Origin of the sequence: Devosia sp. YR412 (genome assembly GCF_900110945.1) — a bacterium.
Classification (GTDB): Bacteria; Pseudomonadota; Alphaproteobacteria; order Rhizobiales; family Devosiaceae; genus Devosia.
Genome location: NZ_FOFL01000003.1, coordinates 1 through 21,388, shown reverse-complemented (window position 1 = coordinate 21,388; position 21,388 = coordinate 1). Strand labels below are relative to the sequence as shown.

Sequence of the window (21,388 nt, the reverse complement as noted above, 5' to 3'; positions counted from 1 at the left end):
CCTGATCCCGCGCCTCCGCGAAGGCGACCGGCTGGTGCTGGCCACGCATAATGCCGGCAAGCTCAAGGAATTCCAGGAGCTGTTCGAGCCCTTCGGTCTGGAACTGACCTCGGCCGGCGAGCTCGGCCTGCCCGAACCGGAAGAAACCGGCACCACCTTTGCTGAAAACGCCCGCATCAAGGCCCATGCTGCGGCCAGTGCCTCCGGCATGCTGGCGCTATCTGACGATTCCGGCCTTTGCGTCGACGCGCTCAATGGCGATCCCGGCGTCTATACTGCCGACTGGGCCGGCGTGCCGCGCGATTTCAACCACGCCATGAAGCGCGTCGAAGATGCGCTGCAGGCGGCCAATGCGACTAGTCCCGGAGAACGTAAAGCCTCGTTCAACGCCACGCTCTGCCTTGCCCATCCCGATGGCCGCGACGTCATCTATCACGGCCAGTGTTTTGGTACCCTGGTCTGGCCGCCGCGCGGCGAGCGCGGCCATGGCTATGATCCTGTCTTCATGCCTGATGGCTATGACATCACCTTCGGCCAGATGACCGCCGAGATGAAGCACTCCTGGGCGCCCGGCCAGCAGGGTCTCTCCCACCGCGCCCGCTCCTTTGCCAAGTTTGTGGAGCAGCAGATTGAGCAATAGCCCCAACGACATGTTCGGGGTTTACGTGCACTGGCCGTTCTGCGCGTCCAAGTGCCCCTATTGCGATTTCAACTCGCATGTCCACCGCGGCCCCTTCGACGAGATCGACTATGTCGCCGCCTATGAGCGCGAGATTGCCACCACCGCGGCGATGACGCCCGGGCGCAAGGTGCAGTCGATCTTTTTTGGCGGCGGCACGCCCTCGATGATGAATCCGCAGTCGACCGGGCGCATCATCGACGCCATCGCCAAGCACTGGACGATCGACTCCAAGGCCGAGATCACGCTCGAAGCCAATCCGACCAGCGTCGAGGTCGATCGTTTCAAGGGCTATCGCTCGGCCGGCGTCAACCGTGTCTCACTCGGCGTACAGTCGTTGCGCGAGGGTCCGCTGGCGGAACTGGGCCGCCGTCATACGGTCGAGGAGGCCATTGCCGCCGTGCGCATTGCGCAGTCGGTGTTTGATCGGTCTAGTTTCGATCTGATTTATGGCCGGCCCAGGCAGACGCTTGAGGATTGGGAAGACGAGCTCAAGGAAGGCCTCTGGCTTGCCCAGGGTCACATCAGCCTCTATATGCTGACCATCGAGCAGGGCACGCGCTATTTCGACCTGCATCAGGCTGGCAAGCTCAAGATGCCTAACGAGGATCTGGCTGCCGACTTCTATGAGCTGACCCACGAGCTGACCAAGGAAGCGGGCCTGCCCGCCTACGAGATTTCCAACCATGCCCGCCCCGGCCAGGAAAGCACGCACAACATGCTCTACTGGCGCTATGGCGAATATGCCGGCATCGGTCCGGGGGCTCATGGCCGGCTGATGATCAACAACCAGCGCCACGCCACTGCGGCCGAGAAAATGCCCTTCGACTGGCAGAAGCAGGTCGTCGCCAAGGGCCACGGCCTTGTCACCGACGATGTGCTGACCTGGGAAGAACAGGGCGACGAGTTCCTCGTCATGGGCCTGCGCCTCAAGGAAGGCATTTCGCCCGCCCGCTTTACCGCCATTTCCGGCCGCCAGATTTCGCGCAGCCAGATCGACGCCCTCAAGGGCTACGGCTTCGTCGAAACCTTGCCCAACGGCAATCTCCGCGTGACCGACAAGGGTTTCCCGGTGCTGGATGCGGTGGTCGCGGACTTGGCAGCTTAGAGCCGCGCCCCCTCGACCATCTGCGCCCCACCCTGCACCAGTTTCTTCAGTGCCAGCGCATATTCCGCCCGGCCGTTGACCAAGAACCGGAACATCCCGTCTCGGCCATTGAAGCCCGTGGCATTGGTCATCAGCGTTGGATTGTAGGGCGGATTGGCCAGAGACAGCGTCTTCACATTGGCGAGGATCGTCGCCGTATAGGCGATGGTAGCCAACGCATGCGGCATGCCGCCGAACTGGCGCTGGTAATCCGCCATGATCGCCGCCCGCCCGGCCGGATCGACCGCAGGATAGATGGCGCCCGCCAGCTGCGTGGAAGCCATGATGGCCGGATCACCCTCCCAATCGGCCGAGCCCACCAGCTGCACCGTGCCCGGCGCCACGCCCGCTTGGGCCAGCAGCAGGCTGAAATTCGGCGCCGACGCGCGGTCAGGGATGAAGATCGTGTCGATCATCCCATTGCGAATGTGCGGCAGCGCCTGGCTGACGATCTGCTGCGCCTCGGCCGGCGAGGCGAACGTATAGACCGCCTGCGGGGCAAAGCCGGCCGCCGCCGCCTGCTGCCGGAAGGCGGCCTGCTGCGCCTGACCAAAATCGCCGGCCGGGAAAATCCCGGCAATGCCGCGCCGGCCCTGGGTCTTCACCCAATTGAGCGAGCGCTTCATTTCCATGTCTGGAAGCACACTCAGCAGATAAACGCTCGGTCCCGCCGCGCTCGGATTGTTGGAAAAGCCGATCAGCGGAATACCCGCGCTGCGCGCTACCGCACCCGCCGCCGTCACCTGATCGGCCCGCAACGGCCCGAGGATCAGCTTCGCCCCCTCGCTCGCCGCAGCGCTGGCCGCCGCCGTCGCGCCACCCACTGTCGCCCCGGTATCGCGCAAGGTGATGGTGATGTTCTCGGCGATATTGGGATTGGCCTCGATGAACTGGATGGCCAACCGCGACGCATTGGCCAGCGATTGGCCGACCGAGGCAAGTCCAGGATCGCCGCTCAGCGGCAATAGCAGCGACACCTGCACCGGCCCACGACCGAAGCGCTGCGTGGCGCTGCTCGGCAGGATTGGCGTTGCACTCTGGTTGGGGATAGTCTGCGCGCTATTGAAGCTGACCGGGGCGCCGAAATCGAGGACGCGTGAGCCCAATTGGATCGGCGAACAGGCGGCCAGCGCCAAAAGCGCCAGGCCAAAACCAGCCTTTCCGAGAATCCGCATTTTCGGCCCCTCAATGCTAGCAGTCTGTTAACACTTGGCAGCAATTGCTTAACCAATTCTCAACCCGACGGGCTTGCTACGCATGACGGAAACGACCCCCGGCTATTTCATCGCCGGCACCACTTTCACAGCCCCGCCGCTGGCGCCCGGCCTCTATGTTGTCGCCACCCCGATCGGCAATCTGCGCGACATCACCATCCGTGCGCTGGAGACGCTGGCGGCCGCCTCGGTCATCCTTTGCGAAGACACCCGCATGTCGGCGCGGCTGCTCGACCACTATGGCATCAAGGCCCGCCGCATTGCCCTGCACGAGCACAATGAGCGCGCCAAGGCCGACGACATCGTCAACCGCATCGCCGCCGGGGCGGCCATCGCCCTGATTTCCGATGCCGGCACCCCCCTGCTCTCCGATCCCGGCTTCCCGCTGATCCGCGCTCTCGCCGAAGCCAACCAACCGGTCTTCGCCATCCCCGGCGCCTCGGCGCTCTTGTCGGCTTTGGTCGTCGCCGGCCTCCCCACCGATGCCTTTGCCTTCCATGGCTTTTTGCCCAACAAGGCCGGCGCCCGTGGCAATGCGCTCAGGGCGCTGAGCGATTCACGTGAAACCCTGGTCTTTTACGAAAGCCCCCGCCGGCTCGACGATACCCTCGCCGCCATGGCCACTCTCTGGCCCGGGCGACAGGCCGCGGTGGCGCTGGAACTGACCAAGCGTTTCGAGCGCGTGCATCGCGGTACGTTGACCGAACTGGCGCAGGAATTCGCCGATACAGAAACCAAGGGCGAGGCGGTCATCATTGTCGCCGGCGCTGCCGAACCAGCTGCCCCCGATGCCGCCGACTGGCAGGCCGACCTGCTGAAAGCCATGGCCGACCAACCGCTGCGCGCTGCCGTTGACGCCGTGACCGAACAATACGGGCTCAAGCGCAAGGAGGTCTATGATGCCGCCCTCGCCCTCAAAGCCGAAAAGTAAGGCGCGGATCGAGGCCTATCGCGGTGGCCATCGCGGCGAGGCTTTGGCCGCCTGGTACCTGCGGCTCAAGCTCTACCGCATCATCGCTCGCCGCTACAAAACCCCGGTCGGCGAGATCGACCTGATCGCCACCCGCTTCGGCACGCTGGCCTTTGTCGAGGTCAAGGCGCGCAGCAAGGCCGAGACCGAAGCCATGACATTGGAAGGCATCAACCAGTCGCGCATTTCCCGTGCCGCGCAGTATTGGTTGGCCCGCCACCCGCGCCGCAGCGAAACACAATTCCGCTTCGACGTGATTTTCCTTGCACGAGGCCGATGGCCGCGCCACATCTCCAACGCCTTCGATGCCAGCTGAGAACCCACTATGAAGCTCAAAGTCGCCGTCCAGATGGACCATGTCGCCACCATCAATCCACGCGGCGATTCCACCTTCGCCATGATGCTGGAAGCCCAGGCGCGCGGCCACGAGCTGCTGCACTACACCGCCGATACGCTGGCCCTGCGCGACAATGTCCTCACCGCTCTGGCCCAGCCGATCACGGTGACCGACGCGCCCAAGGGCGAGCATTTTACCCTTGGTGAAGAGCGCCGGGTGGATCTCTCCACCCAGGACGTGGTGCTGATGCGCCAGGATCCGCCCTTCGACATGAATTACATCACCATCAGTCACCTGCTGGAGCGCATCCACCCCAAGACCCTCGTGGTCAATCCGCCCGCCGCCGTGCGCAATGCGCCCGAGAAGATTCTCGTCACTGAATTCCCCGAGCTGATGCCGCCGACGCTGGTGACGCGCGACCGGGCCATGATCCATGCCTTCCGTAAGGAGCATGGCAATATCATCGTCAAGCCGCTCTACGGCAATGGCGGCGCCGGCGTCTTCTTTATCCAGGAAGGCGACCACAATCTCGCCAGCCTGTTGGAACTGTTCGAGCAGAACTATCGCGAACCCTTCATGATCCAGCGCTACCTGCCGGACGTGCGCAAGGGCGACAAGCGCATCATCATCATCGACGGCGAGCCCGTGGCTGGCCTCAACCGCATTCCTGCCGAAGGCGAAGCGCGGAGCAACATGCATGTCGGCGGCCGTCCCGAATTCATCGAGCTGACCGCCCGCGACCGCGAAATCTGCGCCACCATCGCGCCGGCGCTCAAGGAACGGGACATGATTTTCGTCGGCATCGACGTGATTGGCGACTACCTGACCGAGATCAACGTCACCTCCCCCACCGGCATTCGCGAGATCAAGCGCTTCGGCGGCCCCGATATTGCCGTGCTGATCTGGGATGCCATCGAAAAGCGCCGCGCCTGATGTGGGCTCTGCTGGCGGCGATCTTGGGCGGCATAGGCTGGTTCCTCTATCGCCGCTGGCGCAAGACCATGCCGCTCGACCAGCGGCTGACCCTGCCCTATTGGCGCAATTCGCTCTTCGTCACCGGCTTCTACCTGCTCTTCATCCTGCTCGGCGCCGGCGTCACCCGCATCATGGTCGGCTTCGGCCGCGGCGGCTGGACCAATCTCTGGATGGTGGCTTTCTTCCTGGTCTGGGTCGGCTATGGCGCGGTGTGGCTGCTCCGGTTTCTGCCGACGACCAAGCCGCGGCCGGAATGGCTGAACCGATCAAAGGGCTGGCTCGATGTGGCGGCGCTGTTGGTTCTGGCGGGCTTGGCGACGGGCGCGAGACTGCTGTAACTCTTCTTTCTCTTTGAGCCAGACTTTTCAGTCGACACCCTCCCCCTTGCGGGGAGGGATCTAGGGAGGGGGCGGTTGAACCCGATTTACATAGGGGCACTCACACCCCCTCCCAGCCTCCCCCGTAAAGGGGGAGGTGCCGCCCGGTGGCTGGGGTGATATTTTGCGTTGTCCCCGGCAGTGAGGTGCTGCGATGAAAGTGACCTATGATCGCGAAGCCAATGCTGCCTATATCCGCTTCTCGCCTGAACAGGTGAAAGAGAGCGAAGAGGTGTCCGCCGGCATCGTGCTCGATTATGACGCCGATGGCCGCATCGTCGGCATGGAAGTCCTCGACGCAAGGGCGCATCTCTCCGCCGATCTGCTCGACAAGCCGCCTGACCCCTAGGGGTGGGCAAAGCCTTGCTTTCCCGCTAGGTCTTGTGCCCAACGGGGACAAGCGCCATGCCCACAACCACTTTCTTCGTCGCCTTTGCCACCCTGTTTGCCACTGTGGGTGTGGCCGACATTGCCTTCATCTTCGCGGCGCTGACCAAGCGCAATACGGCCCGGGAGCGCTTTGCCTTTGCCACACGCGGCGTGATCATTGCCGGGGTGATCCTCCTACTGTTCGGCGTGCTGGGCAATCCGATCCTTGGCGTCTTCGGCATCACCATTCCGGCCCTGCGCACCGCCGGTGGCCTGCTGCTGTTCCTGATCGCCATCGACATGGTCTTTGCCCGCCATTCGGGCGGCACCGGCACCACTGACGAGGAAGAGGTGGAGGCCCGTTCGCGCGATGATATCGCCGTGTTTCCGCTGGCCATGCCGCTTTTGGCCGGCCCGGGCGCCATTTCCGCGGTGATCCTGCTCACGACAGGTGCCAAGACCGACCTCGAATTCTGGGCCGTGCTGCTGGCAGTCGTGGTGATCCTGTTCCTCGCCTGGCTGACGCTTCTGGTTGCCATTCCCATCCAGCGCCTGCTCGGCGTCACGGGGCTTGCCGTGGTCTCGCGCGTCGTCGGTATTCTGCTCGCAGCGCTAGCCGTGCAATTCGTTTTCGACGGCATCAAGACCAGCGGCCTGCTCGGTGGCGTCGCCACTTAAGCTCCGGTCGCTGGCTAAAATTTTATCGTTAAGCAAGTCTTAACGCGGCAATTGACCACTGGGTCGGCAAAGCGCAATCGATAGGTCAGATTTGTAGCAACTGGCTGACCGATGCGCATCGCGGCAATTGTTTCCCTGACCATACTGGCCCTGCTGGCCGCCAGCGCCGCAACGCCCGAGATGGCTGCCGTCGAGGTACTGATGGTCAACCTCTCACCCATGCCGATCGGCTGAAACGACAAAGGCGGCCGGCTTCCGCCAACCGCCTTCTGAAACGTCAAAGGCTAAAAGTCTTACTTCTTGGAATTGCCGGCGCTGCCCGAACCGAGACCGGTGACATTCTTGGCCGCTTCGACCTTGTCCTTCTTCGGCTTCTTGGCTTCCTTGTTGCTCTTCATCTGACCCTTGGCCATGACACGCTCTCCTCGCTGCGGGGCCCGATGGCCCAGTTCAATGATGTTTAGACGCTAGACCTCAGCCGATTCGCTGTCCAGCGCGGTTTTCAGTCGCGCTTTCGAACCGGAAAACCGGCCACCACTTTTCCTGAAAGCGCTTTACTTGGCCGACTGGCACCGTCCTGTCGGTCCCAGCGAGGCGATGGCCCGCGGGTCGCAGCCGGTCAGCAGGAACTGGATCCATTCGTTCTGCCCGCCATAGAAGGCATTGCGATCGACCTCGCCGCGCACACCGCGCACCACGCCGGTCTGCGTCCACTGCCAGAAGGTCCAGGTGCGGTTGCCATAGCGCTCATGCGGCTCGGCGGCGGTCGAGCGCAGCCAGAAGGCATTAGGGAAATATTCGCCGTTCAGGATGTCGCGGTGGAAGTTCATGTCGGTATAGATGATCGGCAGCTTGCCGGTATGACGCTCCATGGCGTCGAGCATGTAGCGGATCTTTTCCAGCGCATCGGCCCGGCTCGGCTTGTTCTTGCAGGAGGAGTGGTTGTTCCACTCGAGATCCAGCACCGGCGGCAGCGCATCGGGATCATTGGGCACATTCTGGATGAACCAGGCCGCCTGTTCCGAAGCTAGCGAGCACCAGGTCATGAAGTGATAGGCGCCGCGCGGCATGCCGGCCTCGCGAGCACGCTGCCAGTTCAGCCGGAAGTTGGGATCGAGGTAGTCCTTGCCTTCGGTGGCCTTCATGAAAACGAAGTGGATGCCGGACTGGAAGGCCTGGCGGAAGTCGATGTTTTCCTGATAGCGCGCAACATCGATGCCCTGGATCGGCATGCCGCGCGCCCGGTCGACGCCGGAATGTGGACGATTGTCGCCCTGGATCGGGCCATAGAGGCCGCCGCCCGAGGAACAGGCCACCAGAACCGCCGCCATCAGCGCCGACATTGCGCCTTTTGCGATCGCGGAAAACGAGGGAAAGGGCCTGCTGGCAAGCATCGGGCAGCACTCACGCAAATACAAAACTGCATTTGATTCAACATGCTGCGGTTAACGGGCGATTAGGTTTACCCTTGTGGCAAGTCGCATGGTTAACAGGCCGTATTTTGTTCGCTTTATGTTCTTGATCAGAAGCATAGGCCGGGATAGTCTGCGTCCGGCTGGGGGCAGACATGATGGTCACGCGCGTCGCGACGGTGGCATTTCAGGGCATCGAAGCGGTGCCGGTCGACGTGCAGGTCAATATCACGCCGGGCCTGCCCAAGATCATTCTCGTCGGCCTTCCCGACAAGGCAGTCAATGAATCGGGCGAGAGGGTTCGCGCCGCGCTGATCGCCTCGGGCCTCGGCATTCCAGCCAAGCGCATCATCGTCAATCTGGCGCCGGCCGATCTGCCCAAGGAGGGCAGTCACTACGACCTGCCGATCGCGCTGGGCATCATGGCCGCAATTGGCGCCATGCCGCGCGATGCGCTGGACAATTACCTCGCGCTGGGCGAACTCGGCCTCGACGGACGGCTGGCCCATGTCGGCGGCATATTGCCGGCGGCGATTGCCGCGCAGAGCCGCGGGCTGGGGCTGATCTGCTCGGCGCCCTCTGGCGCGGAGGCGGCCTGGGCAGGCGAAGATCTCGATATCATCGCCGCCGAAAGCCTCTTGGCTCTGGTCAATCACCTGACAGGCCACCAACTCGCCATGCAGCCCAAGCCGCTTAAATACCTGCCCAATGGCGCGCTGCCCGATCTCGTCGACGTTCGCGGCCAGCAGGTGGCGCGGCGGGCACTGGAAGTGGCGGCCGCTGGCGGCCATAACATGTTGATGATCGGGCCACCCGGTTCGGGAAAATCCATGCTGGCGGCGCGCCTGCCCTCCATCCTGCCGCCGCTCAATCCGCGAGAATTGCTCGATATTTCCATGATCCAGTCGATCGCCGGCGAACTGGTCAACGGCGCGCTGTCGGATCGACGCCCGTTCCGCGCGCCGCATCATTCGGCCTCGATGGCGGCTCTGGTCGGCGGCGGCCTGCGGGTGCGGCCCGGCGAGGTCAGCCTTGCCCATAATGGCGTGCTGTTCCTCGACGAACTGCCCGAATTTGCCCCCAGCGTGCTCGACAGTCTGCGCCAACCGCTTGAAGCCGGCGAAACCGTCATCGCCCGGGCCAATGCGCGGGTCTCCTATCCCAGCCGCGTGCAGCTGATCGCCGCGATGAACCCCTGCAAATGCGGCATGGCCGGCACGCCGGGCCATAGCTGCAAGCGCGGCAAGGCCTGCGCCGATGACTACCAGGCCCGCGTCTCCGGCCCCTTCCTCGATCGCATCGATATTCGCATCGACGTGCCGGCCGTCACCGCAGCCGACATGATCGCGCCCGCAGGTCAGGCCGAAAGCTCGGTCACCGTGGCCGAGCGCGTGGCGCGGGCCCGAGACCGACAGCGCCAGCGCTTTGCCGAACATGGGGCACCGGATATTTTCACCAATGCCGCCGCCGGGTCGGCGCTGATCGAGGCGGTGGTCAATCCGGATCGCGAAAGCCAGGCACTTCTATTGCAGGCCGCCGAGCGCTTTCATCTCTCCGCCCGCGCCTATCACCGCGTGTTGAAAGTGGCGCGCACGCTGGCCGACCTCGCCGGGGTCGACAAAGTGGGTCGGCCTCATATAGCGGAGGCGCTGAGTTATCGGCTGAACCTGGGAGTAGCCTGATGCAAAGCCACAAGATTTCCTGCGGCGCCCTGGTGATCCGCGACGACAAGATTCTCCTCGTCCGCCATCATCGTCCGGGCGTGCATGACTTCTGGGTGGCGCCCGGCGGTGGGGTGGAAGGCAATGAAGAACTGGCCCGCGCCGCCGAGCGCGAGACCTTCGAGGAAACCGGCATCAAGGCGATGGCGACACGGCTCGCCTATATCGACGAAGGCTGGAGCGAGAGCCAACGCCTGCTCAAGTTCTGGTTCCTGGCCGACTACATGGATGGCGAGATCTACATCTCCGCCAATCCGGCCGAGGGCGAAAGCATTGTCGAAGCCAACTGGTTTGCGCTCGACGCCTTGCCCGAAGGCCATGTCTTCCCCGAGCCCTTGCGCACCCGCTTCACCCGCGACCTCGCTTCCGGCTTTCCGGGTGCGGTCAAGCTGCCATTGCGCGAGCTGCTGTTCTGAGCCTGTGCACAAGTCTGTGGATAAGTGTTTCACGTGAATCCGCCTAGCGGATCGAGCCATAGCCGCCGGCCACACCGCGCGGCGACAGCACCACCTGCCACAGGCTGATATGGCGCGCCCGGAACAGCGCAGCAAACACCGACAGATAATAGCGCCACATGCGACGGAAGCGCTCGTCATAGCGCGCTGAAAGCACGGGCCAGGCGGCATCGAAATTGCTCAGCCAGGCCATCAGCGTGGGGTCATAGTCGGCCCCGAAATTGTGCCAGTCCTCCATCACGAAATACGGCTCGATCGCTTTGCCGATCTGGCCCACCGAGGGCAGCATGCCATTGGGGAAGATGTATTTCTCGCTCCAAGGATCGCCATGCGTGGTCGACTGGTGCCCGCCGATCGTATGCAGCAGCATCAGCCCATCCGGCCGCAACAGCTCTGCCGCCTTGCGAAAATAGGCGGCGTAATTTTTGTAGCCGACATGTTCGAACATGCCGATCGAGACTATGCGGTCAAACTGTCCCTCGAGTGCCTGATAGTCCAGCAGCCGCGTCTCGACCGGCAGTCCCGCCAGCCGTTCATTGGCCAGCGCCACCTGCTGCCGGCTGATGGTGACGCCCAGCCCGTTGACCCCGTAACGCTCTGCCGCGAACTGCAAAAACCCGCCCCAGCCGGAGCCGATATCGAGAATATGCATGCCCTTTTCCAGCCCGAGCTTACGGCAGATCAGGTCCAGCTTGGCCTCCTGTGCCGCATCGAGATCCTGGGCGCCGCCCTGCCAATAGCCGCAGGAATAGATCATCCGCTGGTCCAGCATGGCGGCATAGAGGTCATTGCCGATGTCGTAATGCTTCTCGCCCACCTCGCTGATGCGCAGCCGCTGCAGGTTGAGCAATCGCCCGCGCGCCACGCTCCACATCACAGCAAGATCCTTCGGAAAGGCATCCTGAATACGCGCGTTGGCCAGCCGATAGAGGAACTGGTCCAGCGCCGCCGCATCCCACCAGCCGTCCATATAGGCTTCGCCTAGGCCCAGCGTGCCGTCGCGCAATAGCCGCGCCCACAGCCGCTGGTCATGCACCTGCGGATCCCAGGGCGCTGTCCCATCAAGGACCAGGCCGGCTTTTTCGAGCTGGGTGACGACAAAGTCTCTGGCGGATTGGGACATGGAGGCCCACCTGAGCGTCTCGACGATGGCCCAAGTATATTGACGGCATTTTGCCGATCAACAGGCTTTACCGCTCTGGTGAAGATGCGTTAACCGGCGCATCCTATTGCTCACGCAGACGTGCCAATAGGATGCAGATGCGACGCTCGGGCGAACTGGTTCAGTGGAACAACAAGGGCGGCTACGGCTTCGTGCGCGACGACGCCGGACGCGATTACTATGTCCATATTTCGAGCCTGACCGACGGCGCCCGCCCCAAGCTGGGTGACACTGTCACCTTCGAGATTGGCAAGGGCCGCAATGGCCGTCCTGCCGCAGTGGTGGTCACCGTCACAGCCACGGCACCCATCGCTGCGCCCACCCTGCGCGAGGCGACGCGGCCCTCGAACACGGTCTCGCGCTACAAACTCGGCCTGCGCATGACGGCCGCCACGCTGATGACCTTATTGATTCTGTCGGCCATCGCCACCGAGCATGCGCCCGTGTGGATTGGCCTGCTCTATGCCGCCATGGGCGCCGGCTCGGCCCTGCTATATCGCTTCGACAAGCTCTATGCGATGACCGGCAAATATCGCGTCAGCGAGAGCAATCTGCATCTGGTCGACTTCTGCTTTGGCATTATCGGCGGGCTCGCAGCGCAGGAATTCTACCGTCACAAGACGGTCAAGCCGGCTTTCGTGGCGCAAACCTGGGTCATTGCTCTGGTCCACACGCTCGGCCTCGCCGCCCTGGCCTTCGGCTGGCTGCATGGCGTCTTCGGTGGATTTTTCTAACGCAGTGATTCACGTGGAACTTCACGCCGCCCCGTAGGGCAAATCGCTCCGGTGGAGCGATTTAAAGCGTGAAGGCCATGAGGCCTATGGCCGACTGGCGATCCTCTCACCGCTCGCCTCGCCGGTCTTGTTCCCAGCTATCGCGCCATTCCTTCTCCAGCACCACGCGCCGCTTGCCATAGCGCAGCTCGGTAACGGTCAGCGCCACGATGCGGTCGGTGCGGAAATGCCGGAAGGCCTCGCGCAGGCAGCACCAGGCGGCAATGGTCTGCTTGCCCTCGTAATAGGCTAGTTGAACCGGCCAGATTGTCCGGTCCGACGGATTGCCGGCCTCATCCTCATAGGAAATGGCCAAAGCCTTTTCCGTGCGCATCGCCAGCCGAACCTGTCCCAGCAGCGGCATCGGCGCTCGCCCGCTCTGGCTCCACATCGCCATCGGCCATAGCCCCGTATCATTGATCCGGTCCCGCAGGTCTTCCGGCGAGGCGGTGGCGATTTTGGCCAGGGCATTCTTGGCGGCGAGGCCCAGCCCGTCATCGGGCTGTGCGCCGACCCAGCGGGCCCCCAGCACCAGCGCTTCCAGCTCTTCGGGCGTGAACATCAGCGGCGGCAGGAAAAAGCCGGGTTTCAGCATATAGCCAACCCCCGCCTCGCCATCGATCGGCGCGCCGAGCCCGATGAGCGTCTGCACGTCGCGGTACAGAGTCCGCACCGAAACGCCCTGCTCTTCGGCCAGCGCCGCAGCCGTGACCGGTCGGCGATGCCGCCGCAACGCATCCATGACCGCAAACAGCCGCTCGGTCTTGTCCATGCCGAATTCTCCCTTGGGCCATAGCCGTGCCAGATTCCGGCGCTGTCGCCAAGCAAGCGTAATGGAACGAACAAGGACATATGTCTCTCCGTACTGGAGAGAGGATGTGGGGAAGTGCTGTCAGATTAAGTCATGAGACATGGCGCAGCAGTGCCAGAAATGACCTCGGTGGCGATCCATCACCCCACCCTCAATCCCTCCCCATTCAGGGGAGGGAAGCCATGGTTCAGCGGGCTCGATGCCTCTTATCCCTCCCCCTTGTGGGGAGGGTGGCCCCGAAGGGGTCGGGTGGGGGTGGGGCAAAGCATGATGTATCTGCGGACTTAAGCGATCTCGAACTCGCACCAGTGGCTGTACGGCCGCTCCGGCGAATAAATCACATTGGGGAAATGCGGATTGTGCACGGCGTCAGCATAGGCCTGGTCTTCGAGGCAGAAACCGGCGTGCTTCTTGTAGCTCTTGCCGTCGAGGCCCGGCACCGGAATGTCGGTCCAGACGCCATTATAGACCTGCACGCCCGGACGGTCGCTCCACAGCCTCAGCGTCAGATCCTTGGCTGGCGAGACCACCGTGGCGATCGGCTCGCTATGGCTGCGGCCGGTGTCGAGGGTGAGGCCCATGTCATAGTCGACTGGCTGGCCATTGGCATCGCGCATGGTCCGCGGCGTGCGCAGGTCATAGATCGTGCCGCGCGACGGCAGGATAGCGCCGGTTGGCGCGAGATCATCACCCAGCGCGGTATAGGCCGAGGAATTGATCGAGATGGTGTGGTCCAGCACGTCTGCCGTGGTGTCGAGGTTGAAATACTGGTGCTGCACCAGGCTGATCGGCGTGGCCTGATCGGTCGTGGCAGCGAGCTCCAGACGCAGTCGATTACCCTTCAGCGTATAGGTCGCCGAAAAGTTGACATTGCCCGGATAGCCCATGGCGCCATCGGGCGAGAAATGCGTGAAGCGGACCGAATTATTGCCCTCGTCGACCTGACCGTCCCAGACCTGGCGGCCGAGACCCTCGTCGCCGCCATGCAACTGCAGATCACCGGCATTGGCGGGGAGCTTGTAGGTCTTGCCATTCAATTCGAACGACGCGCCCTTGATGCGATTGGCAACGCGGCCGGCCAGCGAACCGAAATGCGGGCTGTGCTCGGCATAGGCCGCCATGCTGTCAAAACCCAGCACCACCGAACGATCGCCACCGGCCACCGGCACCCGCCAGTCGCGCACCGCAACGCCATAGCCGATGATGTCGACGCTGACCCCGGTGGTGCTGGTCAGGCGGAACTGGTCCACCCGCTTACCCTTGAACTCACCGAATGTCGAAACCGCAATGGCCATCTGTGCCTCCTCAATTGCGGGGTCACCTGTAGCCTGCTTTTTCGTGACGCTGCAACGTCGCACTTGACCTTTTGTCGCTGCCCGCCAAAGGTCCGACCAGGATATGCAGGGACCACATGTGAACGAGATCGGGTTGAGACGCCGGGCAACAGTGCATGACGTGGCGCGCGCGGCCGGCGTATCGCTGGCCACCGTCGACCGCGTGCTCAATGCCCGGCCGGGTGTCCGTGCCGCAACCGTCGAAAAGGTCGAAGAGGCCATTGCCCGCATCGGCTTCCAGCGTGACCTCGGCGCCTCGCTTTTGGCGCGGGCGCGCGACCTCAAACTCAGCTTCATCATTCCCGACGGCTCTAACGAATTCATGCAAAGCCTCGCCGACGCAGTGGATCGCCGTGCCGGTCCTGCCCTAGGGGATCGCCTACATATCGAGACCCGGCGCGTTCGCGCGCTCGATGCCGATGCCCTGGCGCAAAGCCTCGATGCGCTCGATCCGCAGCATTGCGATTGCGCCATCATCGTCGCCAGCGAAGAGCCCTCGGTGCAGGCGGCGGTCGATGCGGCCAGCAAACGCGGCGTCGTGGTGATGACGCTGGTGTCCGACCTGCCGGGCACGCAGCGTCGCCATTTCATCGGCATCGACAATGTCGCCGCCGGCCGCACCGCCGCCTCGCTGATGGGCCGCTTCCTGCCGCAGGGCGGCACGGTTGCCCTGATCGCCGGCTCGCTGCATCTGCGCGACCACTCCGATCGCCTGGCCGGTTTCAAGGCCGGACTGGCAGCGGAGTTTCCGGCGCTGCAATTGATCGGCCCGGTGGAAGGCCATGACGAGCGCACCCAAACTCAGACGATCATTGCCGACCTCCTGGCCAAACACCCCGACCTCGCCGGCATCTATAATCTCGGGGCCGGCAATGCCGGCCTGGTCGCCGCGCTCGACGCCTCGAGCCGCTCTGGCGCCATTCGTGTTATCGCCCATGAACTGACCGACCCGACCCGGCACGGGCTGCGCTCCGGCGCCATCGACGTGGTGCTCGACCAGAATCCGGACGGCGAAATTCGCGAGGCCATTGCCACCGCCCGCATGCTGGCTTTGGGCGGCAAGCATGCCGGCACCACCAACCCCATTGAAATCGGCATTTTCCTGCGCGACAATCTCAGGTAAGAAGTCGGCAATCACTATACCGGCGGGGCCCAAAAATGGGCCGGGAGGACGTTCAGATGTTGTTGCTACCCGTCGATGAGGTACGTGCCTCATGACCTATCTCGGTATTGATATCGGCACCTCCGGCGTCAAGGCGCTGTTGATTGACGTCCATGGCCGGGCGCTGGGCGAGGCCGCGGCGGCTGCCGTCGAGCCGGTGCGGCCGCACCCCGGCTGGTCCGAACAGAACCCGGCCGATTGGTGGACCGCAACCCTTGCCGCGATCGACAAGCTCAAGGCCGAGCATCCGCTCGAACTGGCAAAAGTCCGCGGCATCGGCCTCTCCGGCCACATGCATGGCGCGACCCTGCTCGGCAAGAATGACGAAGTGCTGCGCCCAGCCATTCTCTGGAATGACGGCCGCTCGGCCAATGAATGCAAGGAAATGGAAGCCGCACTTCCGAGCCTTCGCCAGATCGCCGGCAATATCGCCATGCCCGGCTTCACCGCCCCCAAGATCGCCTGGGTGCGCAAGCACGAGCCGCAGATCTTCGAGAAGATCGAAAAGGTCCTGCTGCCCAAGGCCTATGTCCGCCTGCTGCTGAGCGGCGACTATGTGGAAGATATGTCCGACGCCGCCGGCACCCTCTGGCTCGATGTGGCCAAGCGCGACTGGTCCGGCGAACTGCTAGCACTGACCGGCCTCACCCGCTCGCACATGCCGCGCCTCGTCGAAGGCTCGGCAGTCTCCGGCCAGCTCAAGACAGACCTCGCCCAGCGCTGGGGCATGGGCGGCAATGTCGTCATCGCCGGCGGCGCGGGCGATAATGCCGGCGCGGCCTGCGGCATCGGCGCCATTCGCCCCGGCGAGGGCTTTGTCTCGCTCGGCACTTCAGGCGTGATCTTTGTCTCCAACGACAAGTTCCGCCCCAATACCGAAGGCGCCGTCCACGCCTTCTGCCACGCCATTCCCGACACCTGGCACCAGATGGGCGTCATTCTTTCGGCGACCGATTCGCTCAACTGGCTGAGCAAGATCACCGGCCAGAAACAGGCCGAACTCTCGGCAGCCGCAGAACGTCAGTTCGGTGGCCCCAGTGAGGAAATCTTCCTGCCCTATCTCTCGGGCGAACGCACACCACACAATAATGCCGCCGCCCGCGGCAGTTTTGTCGGACTCAGCCATTCCAGCGATCCGGCCAAGCTGGCCCAGGCGGTGATGGAGGGCGTGACCTTTGCCTTCCGCGACAGCCAGCGCGTGCTGGCCGATGCTGGCACCAGGATCGATCGCCTGCTTGCGGTGGGTGGCGGTTCGAAATCCAATCTCTGGCTCAGAATGATCGCCACCAATCTCGACATGGAAATCGCCCTGCCCGCCGATGGCGATTTCGGCGGTGCGCTCGGCGCAGCTCGTCTGGCGCTCTGTGCCGCCGAAGGCGCATCGCCGCAGACGGTGATGACCCTGCCGCCGATCAAGACTGTCATCGCACCCGATAAAAACCTGTCGGCTGCCTATGCCGACCAATATGCGCGCTATCGCGCGCTCTACCCCGCCATCGAGGAGGCACGTTCGTGACTGATTTTTTCAAGGGCATTGCGCCGGTCAAGTTTGAGGGGCCGCAGAGCTCCAACCCGCTGGCCTATCGCCACTACAACAAGGACGAAATCGTCCTCGGCAAGCGGATGGAAGACCATATCCGCCCCGGCGTTGCCTATTGGCACACCTTTGCCTGGGAGGGCGGCGATCCCTTCGGCGGCCGCACCTTCGACCGTCCCTGGTTCGACAAGGGGATGGAGGGCGCCAAGCTCAAGGCCGATGTGGCTTTCGAACTGTTCGACCTGCTCGACATGCCCTTCTTCTGCTTCCACGACGCCGATATCGCCCCTGAAGGCGCGACGCTCGCCGAGAGCAACCGCAATGTCCGCCAGATCGGGGAGATCTTTGCCCGCAAGATGGAGACCAGCCGCACCAAGCTGCTCTGGGGCACGGCCAACCTCTTCTCCAACCGACGCTATATGTCCGGCGCCGCCACCAATCCCGACCCGGAAGTCTTCGCCTATGCGGCAGGTCAGGTGAAGAATGTGCTGGAGTTGACCCACGAGTTGGGCGGCGCCAATTATGTGCTGTGGGGCGGCCGTGAGGGCTATGAAACCCTGCTCAATACCAAGATCGGCCAGGAGCAGGACCAGATGGGCCGCTTTCTGCATCTCGTCATCGAGCATGCCGAAAAGATCGGCTTCAAGGGCCAGATTCTGATCGAGCCCAAGCCGCAGGAGCCGAGCAAGCACCAGTATGATTTCGACGTCGCCACGGTCTATGGCTTCCTGCGCAAGTACGACCTCCACACCAAGGTGAAATGCAATATCGAGGTCGGCCACGCCTTCCTCGCCAACCACTCCTTCGAGCACGAACTGGCGCTGGCCGCGTCGCTGGGCATTCTCGGTTCGGTCGACGCCAATCGCAACGACCTGCAGTCCGGCTGGGACACCGACCAGTTCCCCAATTCGGTGCCGGAAACCACGCTGGCCTTCTACCAGATCCTGAAAGCCGGTGGCCTCAACTCCGGTGGCTGGAATTTCGACGCCAAGGTCCGCCGCCAGTCGCTCGATCCGGCCGATCTGCTGCATGGCCATATCGGTGGGCTCGACGTTCTCGCACGCTCGCTCAAGGCCGCTGCGGCGCTGATCGAAGACGGCACCTATGACCAAGTGGTCGACGCCCGCTATGCCGGCTGGAATGGCGCCTTGGGCAAGGACATCCTCGGCGGCAAGCTCTCGCTGGCCGATCTCGCCGCCAAGGTCGATGCCGATAGCATCAACCCCCAGCCCAAATCCGGCCAGCAGGAATATCTCGAAAACCTGATCAACCGCTTCGTCTGAAGCAGCCCATCAGTAAAACCGCCCCTCCCTTGGGAGGGGCGGCCCCGGCATGCCTGAGGAGGACCTATGCCCCAGATCACCAATCCCATCCTGCCGGGCTTCAATCCGGATCCGTCCATCCTGCGCGTCGGCGCGGATTACTATATCGCCACCTCGACCTTCGAGTGGTTTCCCGGCGTGCAGATCCATCACTCAACCGATCTCGCCAACTGGACCCTCGTCACCCGCCCGCTGACCCGCAAAGCGCAGCTCGACATGCGCGGTGATCCCGATAGCTGCGGCGTCTGGGCCCCCTGCCTCAGCCATGACGGCAAAAAATTCTGGCTGGTCTATACCGACGTCAAGCGCAAGGACGGCTCCTTCAAGGACGCGCATAACTACATCGTCACGGCCGACCGGATCGAAGGCCCGTGGAGCGATCCTATCTACATCAATTCCTCCGGCTTCGACCCCAGCCTGTTCCACGACGACGACGGCAAGAAGTGGTTCGTCAACATGATGTGGGATCACCGCACAAGGCCGCTGAAATTTGCCGGTATCGCCCTGCAGCAGTTCGATCCCAAGGCCGGAAAGCTCGTCGGCCCGCGCAGCAATATCTACCAGGGCACCGACCTCAAGCTCGTTGAAGGCCCGCATCTCTACAAGCGCAACGGCTGGTATTATCTGCTCACCGCCGAGGGCGGCACGGCCTATGACCACGCCGTCACCTTCGCCCGCTCGCGCAATATCGACGGTCCCTACGAAACCCATCCCGACAAGCATATCCTCACCAGCAAGGACGCCCCCTTCGCCGCCCTGCAGCGCGCCGGCCATGGCGATCTGGTCGAGACGCCCGAGGGCAAGACCTATCTGGTCCATCTCACCGGCCGCCCCACCACCCAGGAACGCCGCTGCGTGCTCGGCCGCGAAACCGCCATCCAGGAAGCCGAATGGACCGAGGACGGCTGGATTCACGTGAAACAGGGCCCGGTGCCCTCGCTGCATGTCGAGGTCCCGGGCACCCGCGACGACACTCCTTACTGGGCCGAGCAGCGCTACACGTTCGACAAGGGCCTGCCACCCGATTTCCAGTGGCTGCGCACGCCAGAGCCCGAGCGGATCTTCTCGACCGACACCGGCAAGCTCCGTCTGTTTGGTCGCGAGAGCATCGGCTCCTGGTTTGAACAAGCGCTGGTCGCCCGCCGCCAGACCCACTTCTCCTATGACGCCGAAACCGTCCTCGACTTCTCGCCGACCGACGAACGTCAGTTCGCCGGCCTCACCGCCTATTACAGCCGCTACAATTTCTTCTATCTGACGGTCACCGCCCACGCCGACAGACAGCGGGAATTGCTGCTTCTGAATTCAGAAGCTTCCTGGCCGGATGGAAACCTCACGATTTCCCAACCGGTGCAGATCCCCAATACCGGCAAGGTCAAGCTCGCCCTGACCATTCGCGGCAAGGCTTTGCAGTTCTTCTATGCCGTCGGCGATGCGGCGCTACAGCCGATCGGCCCGGTGCTGGATGCCTCGCTGTTGTCCGACGAATGCGGCGGCCACCAAGCCCACGGCAGCTTCACCGGGGCGTTTGTCGGTGTAGCGGCGAGTGATCTGAATGGCACGGCGCTGGCGGCTGATTTCGATTATTTCACCTATCGGCCGGTGAAGCACGAGAGCGATCGCTACGAGATCTAGCAAGAATACCCCCGCCCAACCTCCCCTGAAAAGGGGGAGGTGTCCGATCGTGCTCGGGGCAACATCTGGCCAACACACCGGGCGGTCCCTCCCCCTATCAGGGGGAGGCTAGGTGGGGGTAATCCGATCTCCTCGCCCCCCCATCACAATCCCCCGATCCCTAGCGACAATCCGCCACACCTGGCCTACACTCCCCTTTGTTGCGGTCGCGAATTTGCGCCACACGTCTGGGGCAGCGCTGGCGGAAAGCTCGGGACCTCCTTGAAACGGAGACCGAAGCCATGTCCAATTTCCACGTCCTCGCCGGCGCGGGCGACAAGCTCGATATGCCGATGATCCGAACCATTTCTCTGTCCGACCTGGGCGATGCGCTGCGCCACGGCCTGGCTGATTTCTGGGAAAAACCCAGCCATTACGCCATTCTGGTGCTGATCTATCCCATCATCGGTATCGTGCTGACCGTCTGGATGAACGGCTTTCACACCTGGCCCCTGCTCTATCCGCTGGTCGGCGGCTTCGCGCTGATCGGCCCCTTTGCCGCGCTCGGTCTCTATGAAATCTCCCGCCGCCGCGAACAGGGGCTCGATACCTCGTGGTCGCATGCCTTCGCCGTGCGGAAATCGCCGGCCATCGGCTCGATCGCCGTCATCGGCGTTATGCTCTTCGTGGTCTTCACCCTTTGGCTGACCGCCGCTCAGGCACTGTACGAAAGCATTTTCGGTTCCTCCACGCCGCAGACGTTCACCGGGCTGATGGCGCAGGTCTTCACCGAACCCGGCGGCATGACCCTTATTATAGCCGGCTCCATGCTCGGCGCGCTATTTGCCCTGGTAACGCTCTGCACCACCGTCATCGCCTTCCCGCTGCTGCTCGACCGCGACGTCGGTGCCTTCGTCGCCATGGAAACCTCGTTCCGGGCGGTGCTCGCCAATCCCGTCCCCATGCTGGCTTGGGGCGTCATCGTTGGCGCTGGGCTATTCCTCGGCTCATTGCCCCTCTTCGTGGGCCTCGCGGTGGTCATCCCGATTTTCGGCCACGCCACCTGGCATCTCTATCGCAACGTGGTGGAGCCGGCGTCGATGATCCGGGGTATTTGACGCGATACCCCCCAAACCCACGGTGTCACCCCGGCCTTGAGCCGGGATCCATCTCGAGATCCTGCCACGGCCGCTAGGTCGTCCGTTGGAACCACCTTGCGGCTGTTGAACCATCTCAGGATGGATCCCTCTGAGTTCACAAACGAAGTGCAACAGCTCACACAGATGTTGCCATGTCGAACTACCGCCAGTTATCGATCGAGGAACGCTTTACGATTGCC

General features: G+C 63.2%; 22 protein-coding genes. 17 read left to right on the top strand and 5 right to left on the bottom strand.

Going from position 1 to position 21,388, the window contains the following annotated elements; translation table 11 throughout:
- Position 1: 1 nt before the first annotated feature.
- Complete coding sequence (gene rdgB / locus BM045_RS11200) at positions 2-640, top strand: RdgB/HAM1 family non-canonical purine NTP pyrophosphatase (RefSeq protein WP_092184151.1); 639 nt, start codon at positions 2-4, stop codon at positions 638-640.
- Positions 630-1,787, top strand: coding sequence for a radical SAM family heme chaperone HemW (hemW, locus tag BM045_RS11195; RefSeq protein ID WP_092183289.1), 1,158 nt, complete (start codon positions 630-632; stop codon positions 1,785-1,787). The genes rdgB and hemW overlap by 11 nt, the downstream gene beginning before the upstream one ends.
- Here the strand turns inward: hemW and BM045_RS11190 are convergent.
- Positions 1,784-3,001, bottom strand: a complete 1,218-nt coding sequence (locus BM045_RS11190; protein WP_092183287.1) for a penicillin-binding protein activator — start codon at positions 2,999-3,001, stop codon at positions 1,784-1,786. The genes hemW and BM045_RS11190 overlap by 4 nt on opposite strands.
- An 82-nt stretch (positions 3,002-3,083) precedes the next feature.
- Between BM045_RS11190 and rsmI the strand changes: the two genes are divergently transcribed.
- From rsmI to BM045_RS19315, 7 genes are all read left to right on the top strand, one after another.
- A complete protein-coding gene (gene rsmI / locus BM045_RS11185; protein WP_092183285.1) occupies positions 3,084-3,971 on the top strand; it encodes a 16S rRNA (cytidine(1402)-2'-O)-methyltransferase in 888 nt (295 codons plus the stop codon).
- On the top strand, positions 3,940-4,326 hold the full coding sequence (locus tag BM045_RS11180) for a YraN family protein (RefSeq protein WP_092183283.1): 387 nt from the start codon (positions 3,940-3,942) through the stop codon (positions 4,324-4,326). The genes rsmI and BM045_RS11180 overlap by 32 nt, the downstream gene beginning before the upstream one ends.
- Before the next feature lie 9 nt (positions 4,327-4,335).
- Entirely contained in the window at positions 4,336-5,280 is a 945-nt protein-coding gene (gene gshB / locus BM045_RS11175; RefSeq protein ID WP_092183281.1) for a glutathione synthase, read from the top strand.
- The gene (locus tag BM045_RS11170; protein WP_092183279.1) at positions 5,280-5,660 is read left to right on the top strand and encodes a hypothetical protein; all 381 of its coding nucleotides are present in this window, start codon (positions 5,280-5,282) and stop codon (positions 5,658-5,660) included. The genes gshB and BM045_RS11170 overlap by 1 nt, the downstream gene beginning before the upstream one ends.
- 193 nt (positions 5,661-5,853) lie before the next feature.
- Entirely contained in the window at positions 5,854-6,048 is a 195-nt protein-coding gene (locus tag BM045_RS11165; RefSeq protein WP_092183277.1) for a DUF2283 domain-containing protein, read from the top strand.
- A gap of 56 nt (positions 6,049-6,104) precedes the next feature.
- Positions 6,105-6,746 carry a MarC family protein gene (locus tag BM045_RS11160; RefSeq protein WP_092183275.1) on the top strand — a complete coding sequence of 214 codons (642 nt, stop codon included), beginning with the start codon at positions 6,105-6,107 and terminating at the stop codon, positions 6,744-6,746.
- A 111-nt stretch (positions 6,747-6,857) separates the two neighbouring features.
- Positions 6,858-6,980 (top strand): hypothetical protein, encoded by a 123-nt coding sequence (locus BM045_RS19315; protein WP_280139463.1) that lies wholly within the window; start codon positions 6,858-6,860, stop codon positions 6,978-6,980.
- A 320-nt stretch (positions 6,981-7,300) separates the two neighbouring features.
- On the opposite strand, the gene BM045_RS11155 is transcribed toward BM045_RS19315, so the two are convergent.
- Positions 7,301-8,089, bottom strand: a complete 789-nt coding sequence (locus tag BM045_RS11155) for a glycoside hydrolase family 25 protein (protein WP_244522970.1) — start codon at positions 8,087-8,089, stop codon at positions 7,301-7,303.
- A 227-nt stretch (positions 8,090-8,316) separates the two neighbouring features.
- Here BM045_RS11155 and BM045_RS11150 point away from each other — a divergent pair, with 227 nt between their 5' ends.
- Both BM045_RS11150 and BM045_RS11145 read left to right on the top strand, forming a co-directional pair.
- Entirely contained in the window at positions 8,317-9,840 is a 1,524-nt protein-coding gene (locus tag BM045_RS11150; RefSeq protein WP_092184149.1) for a YifB family Mg chelatase-like AAA ATPase, read from the top strand.
- Positions 9,840-10,295, top strand: a complete 456-nt coding sequence (locus BM045_RS11145; RefSeq protein ID WP_092183271.1) for an NUDIX domain-containing protein — start codon at positions 9,840-9,842, stop codon at positions 10,293-10,295. The genes BM045_RS11150 and BM045_RS11145 overlap by 1 nt, the downstream gene beginning before the upstream one ends.
- Before the next feature lie 43 nt (positions 10,296-10,338).
- Here BM045_RS11145 and cfa read toward each other — a convergent pair whose 3' ends face one another.
- Positions 10,339-11,457 (bottom strand): cyclopropane fatty acyl phospholipid synthase, encoded by a 1,119-nt coding sequence (gene cfa / locus BM045_RS11140; RefSeq protein WP_092183270.1) that lies wholly within the window; start codon positions 11,455-11,457, stop codon positions 10,339-10,341.
- Between the two features lie 131 nt (positions 11,458-11,588).
- On the opposite strand from cfa, the gene BM045_RS11135 reads away from it, so the two are divergent.
- Positions 11,589-12,230: a cold shock and DUF1294 domain-containing protein gene (locus tag BM045_RS11135; protein ID WP_092183268.1), complete on the top strand. Its 642-nt coding sequence runs from the start codon at positions 11,589-11,591 to the stop codon at positions 12,228-12,230.
- 106 nt (positions 12,231-12,336) lie between these two features.
- Here BM045_RS11135 and BM045_RS11130 read toward each other — a convergent pair whose 3' ends face one another.
- Both BM045_RS11130 and BM045_RS11125 read right to left on the bottom strand, forming a co-directional pair.
- Positions 12,337-13,041 carry a helix-turn-helix transcriptional regulator gene (locus BM045_RS11130; RefSeq protein ID WP_092183266.1) on the bottom strand — a complete coding sequence of 235 codons (705 nt, stop codon included), beginning with the start codon at positions 13,039-13,041 and terminating at the stop codon, positions 12,337-12,339.
- A gap of 323 nt (positions 13,042-13,364) precedes the next feature.
- Positions 13,365-14,375, bottom strand: coding sequence for an aldose epimerase family protein (locus BM045_RS11125; protein WP_092183264.1), 1,011 nt, complete (start codon positions 14,373-14,375; stop codon positions 13,365-13,367).
- A gap of 103 nt (positions 14,376-14,478) precedes the next feature.
- On the opposite strand from BM045_RS11125, the gene BM045_RS11120 reads away from it, so the two are divergent.
- The 5 genes from BM045_RS11120 (at position 14,479) to BM045_RS11100 (ending at position 21,167) form a co-directional block, all read left to right on the top strand.
- Entirely contained in the window at positions 14,479-15,537 is a 1,059-nt protein-coding gene (locus BM045_RS11120; RefSeq protein WP_092183262.1) for a LacI family DNA-binding transcriptional regulator, read from the top strand.
- Between the two features lie 91 nt (positions 15,538-15,628).
- Entirely contained in the window at positions 15,629-17,092 is a 1,464-nt protein-coding gene (gene xylB, locus BM045_RS11115; RefSeq protein ID WP_092183260.1) for a xylulokinase, read from the top strand.
- A complete protein-coding gene (xylA, locus tag BM045_RS11110; RefSeq protein ID WP_092183258.1) occupies positions 17,089-18,396 on the top strand; it encodes a xylose isomerase in 1,308 nt (435 codons plus the stop codon). The genes xylB and xylA overlap by 4 nt, the downstream gene beginning before the upstream one ends.
- Before the next feature lie 66 nt (positions 18,397-18,462).
- Entirely contained in the window at positions 18,463-20,070 is a 1,608-nt protein-coding gene (locus BM045_RS11105; RefSeq protein ID WP_092183256.1) for a glycoside hydrolase family 43 protein, read from the top strand.
- Positions 20,071-20,351: 281 nt separating this feature from the next.
- Positions 20,352-21,167 carry a DUF2189 domain-containing protein gene (locus tag BM045_RS11100; protein ID WP_092183254.1) on the top strand — a complete coding sequence of 272 codons (816 nt, stop codon included), beginning with the start codon at positions 20,352-20,354 and terminating at the stop codon, positions 21,165-21,167.
- The last annotated feature ends 221 nt before the right edge of the window (positions 21,168-21,388 follow it).

Bases quoted from the DNA above. Each gene is read 5' to 3' on its own strand.
- BM045_RS11190 (WP_092183287.1), bottom strand. From the start codon at position 3,001: ATGCGGATTCTCGGAAAGGCTGGTTTTGGCCTGGCGCTTTTGGCGCTG.
- rsmI (WP_092183285.1), top strand. From the start codon at position 3,084: ATGACGGAAACGACCCCCGGCTATTTCATCGCCGGCACCACTTTCACA.
- BM045_RS11180 (WP_092183283.1), top strand. From the start codon at position 3,940: ATGCCGCCCTCGCCCTCAAAGCCGAAAAGTAAGGCGCGGATCGAGGCC.
- gshB (WP_092183281.1), top strand. From the start codon at position 4,336: ATGAAGCTCAAAGTCGCCGTCCAGATGGACCATGTCGCCACCATCAAT.
- BM045_RS11170 (WP_092183279.1), top strand. From the start codon at position 5,280: ATGTGGGCTCTGCTGGCGGCGATCTTGGGCGGCATAGGCTGGTTCCTC.
- BM045_RS11165 (WP_092183277.1), top strand. From the start codon at position 5,854: ATGAAAGTGACCTATGATCGCGAAGCCAATGCTGCCTATATCCGCTTC.
- BM045_RS11160 (WP_092183275.1), top strand. From the start codon at position 6,105: ATGCCCACAACCACTTTCTTCGTCGCCTTTGCCACCCTGTTTGCCACT.
- BM045_RS19315 (WP_280139463.1), top strand. From the start codon at position 6,858: ATGCGCATCGCGGCAATTGTTTCCCTGACCATACTGGCCCTGCTGGCC.
- BM045_RS11155 (WP_244522970.1), bottom strand. From the start codon at position 8,089: ATGTCGGCGCTGATGGCGGCGGTTCTGGTGGCCTGTTCCTCGGGCGGC.
- BM045_RS11150 (WP_092184149.1), top strand. From the start codon at position 8,317: ATGGTCACGCGCGTCGCGACGGTGGCATTTCAGGGCATCGAAGCGGTG.
- BM045_RS11145 (WP_092183271.1), top strand. From the start codon at position 9,840: ATGCAAAGCCACAAGATTTCCTGCGGCGCCCTGGTGATCCGCGACGAC.
- cfa (WP_092183270.1), bottom strand. From the start codon at position 11,457: ATGTCCCAATCCGCCAGAGACTTTGTCGTCACCCAGCTCGAAAAAGCC.
- BM045_RS11135 (WP_092183268.1), top strand. From the start codon at position 11,589: ATGCAGATGCGACGCTCGGGCGAACTGGTTCAGTGGAACAACAAGGGC.
- BM045_RS11130 (WP_092183266.1), bottom strand. From the start codon at position 13,041: ATGGACAAGACCGAGCGGCTGTTTGCGGTCATGGATGCGTTGCGGCGG.
- BM045_RS11125 (WP_092183264.1), bottom strand. From the start codon at position 14,375: ATGGCCATTGCGGTTTCGACATTCGGTGAGTTCAAGGGTAAGCGGGTG.
- BM045_RS11120 (WP_092183262.1), top strand. From the start codon at position 14,479: ATGCAGGGACCACATGTGAACGAGATCGGGTTGAGACGCCGGGCAACA.
- xylB (WP_092183260.1), top strand. From the start codon at position 15,629: ATGACCTATCTCGGTATTGATATCGGCACCTCCGGCGTCAAGGCGCTG.
- BM045_RS11105 (WP_092183256.1), top strand. From the start codon at position 18,463: ATGCCCCAGATCACCAATCCCATCCTGCCGGGCTTCAATCCGGATCCG.
- BM045_RS11100 (WP_092183254.1), top strand. From the start codon at position 20,352: ATGTCCAATTTCCACGTCCTCGCCGGCGCGGGCGACAAGCTCGATATG.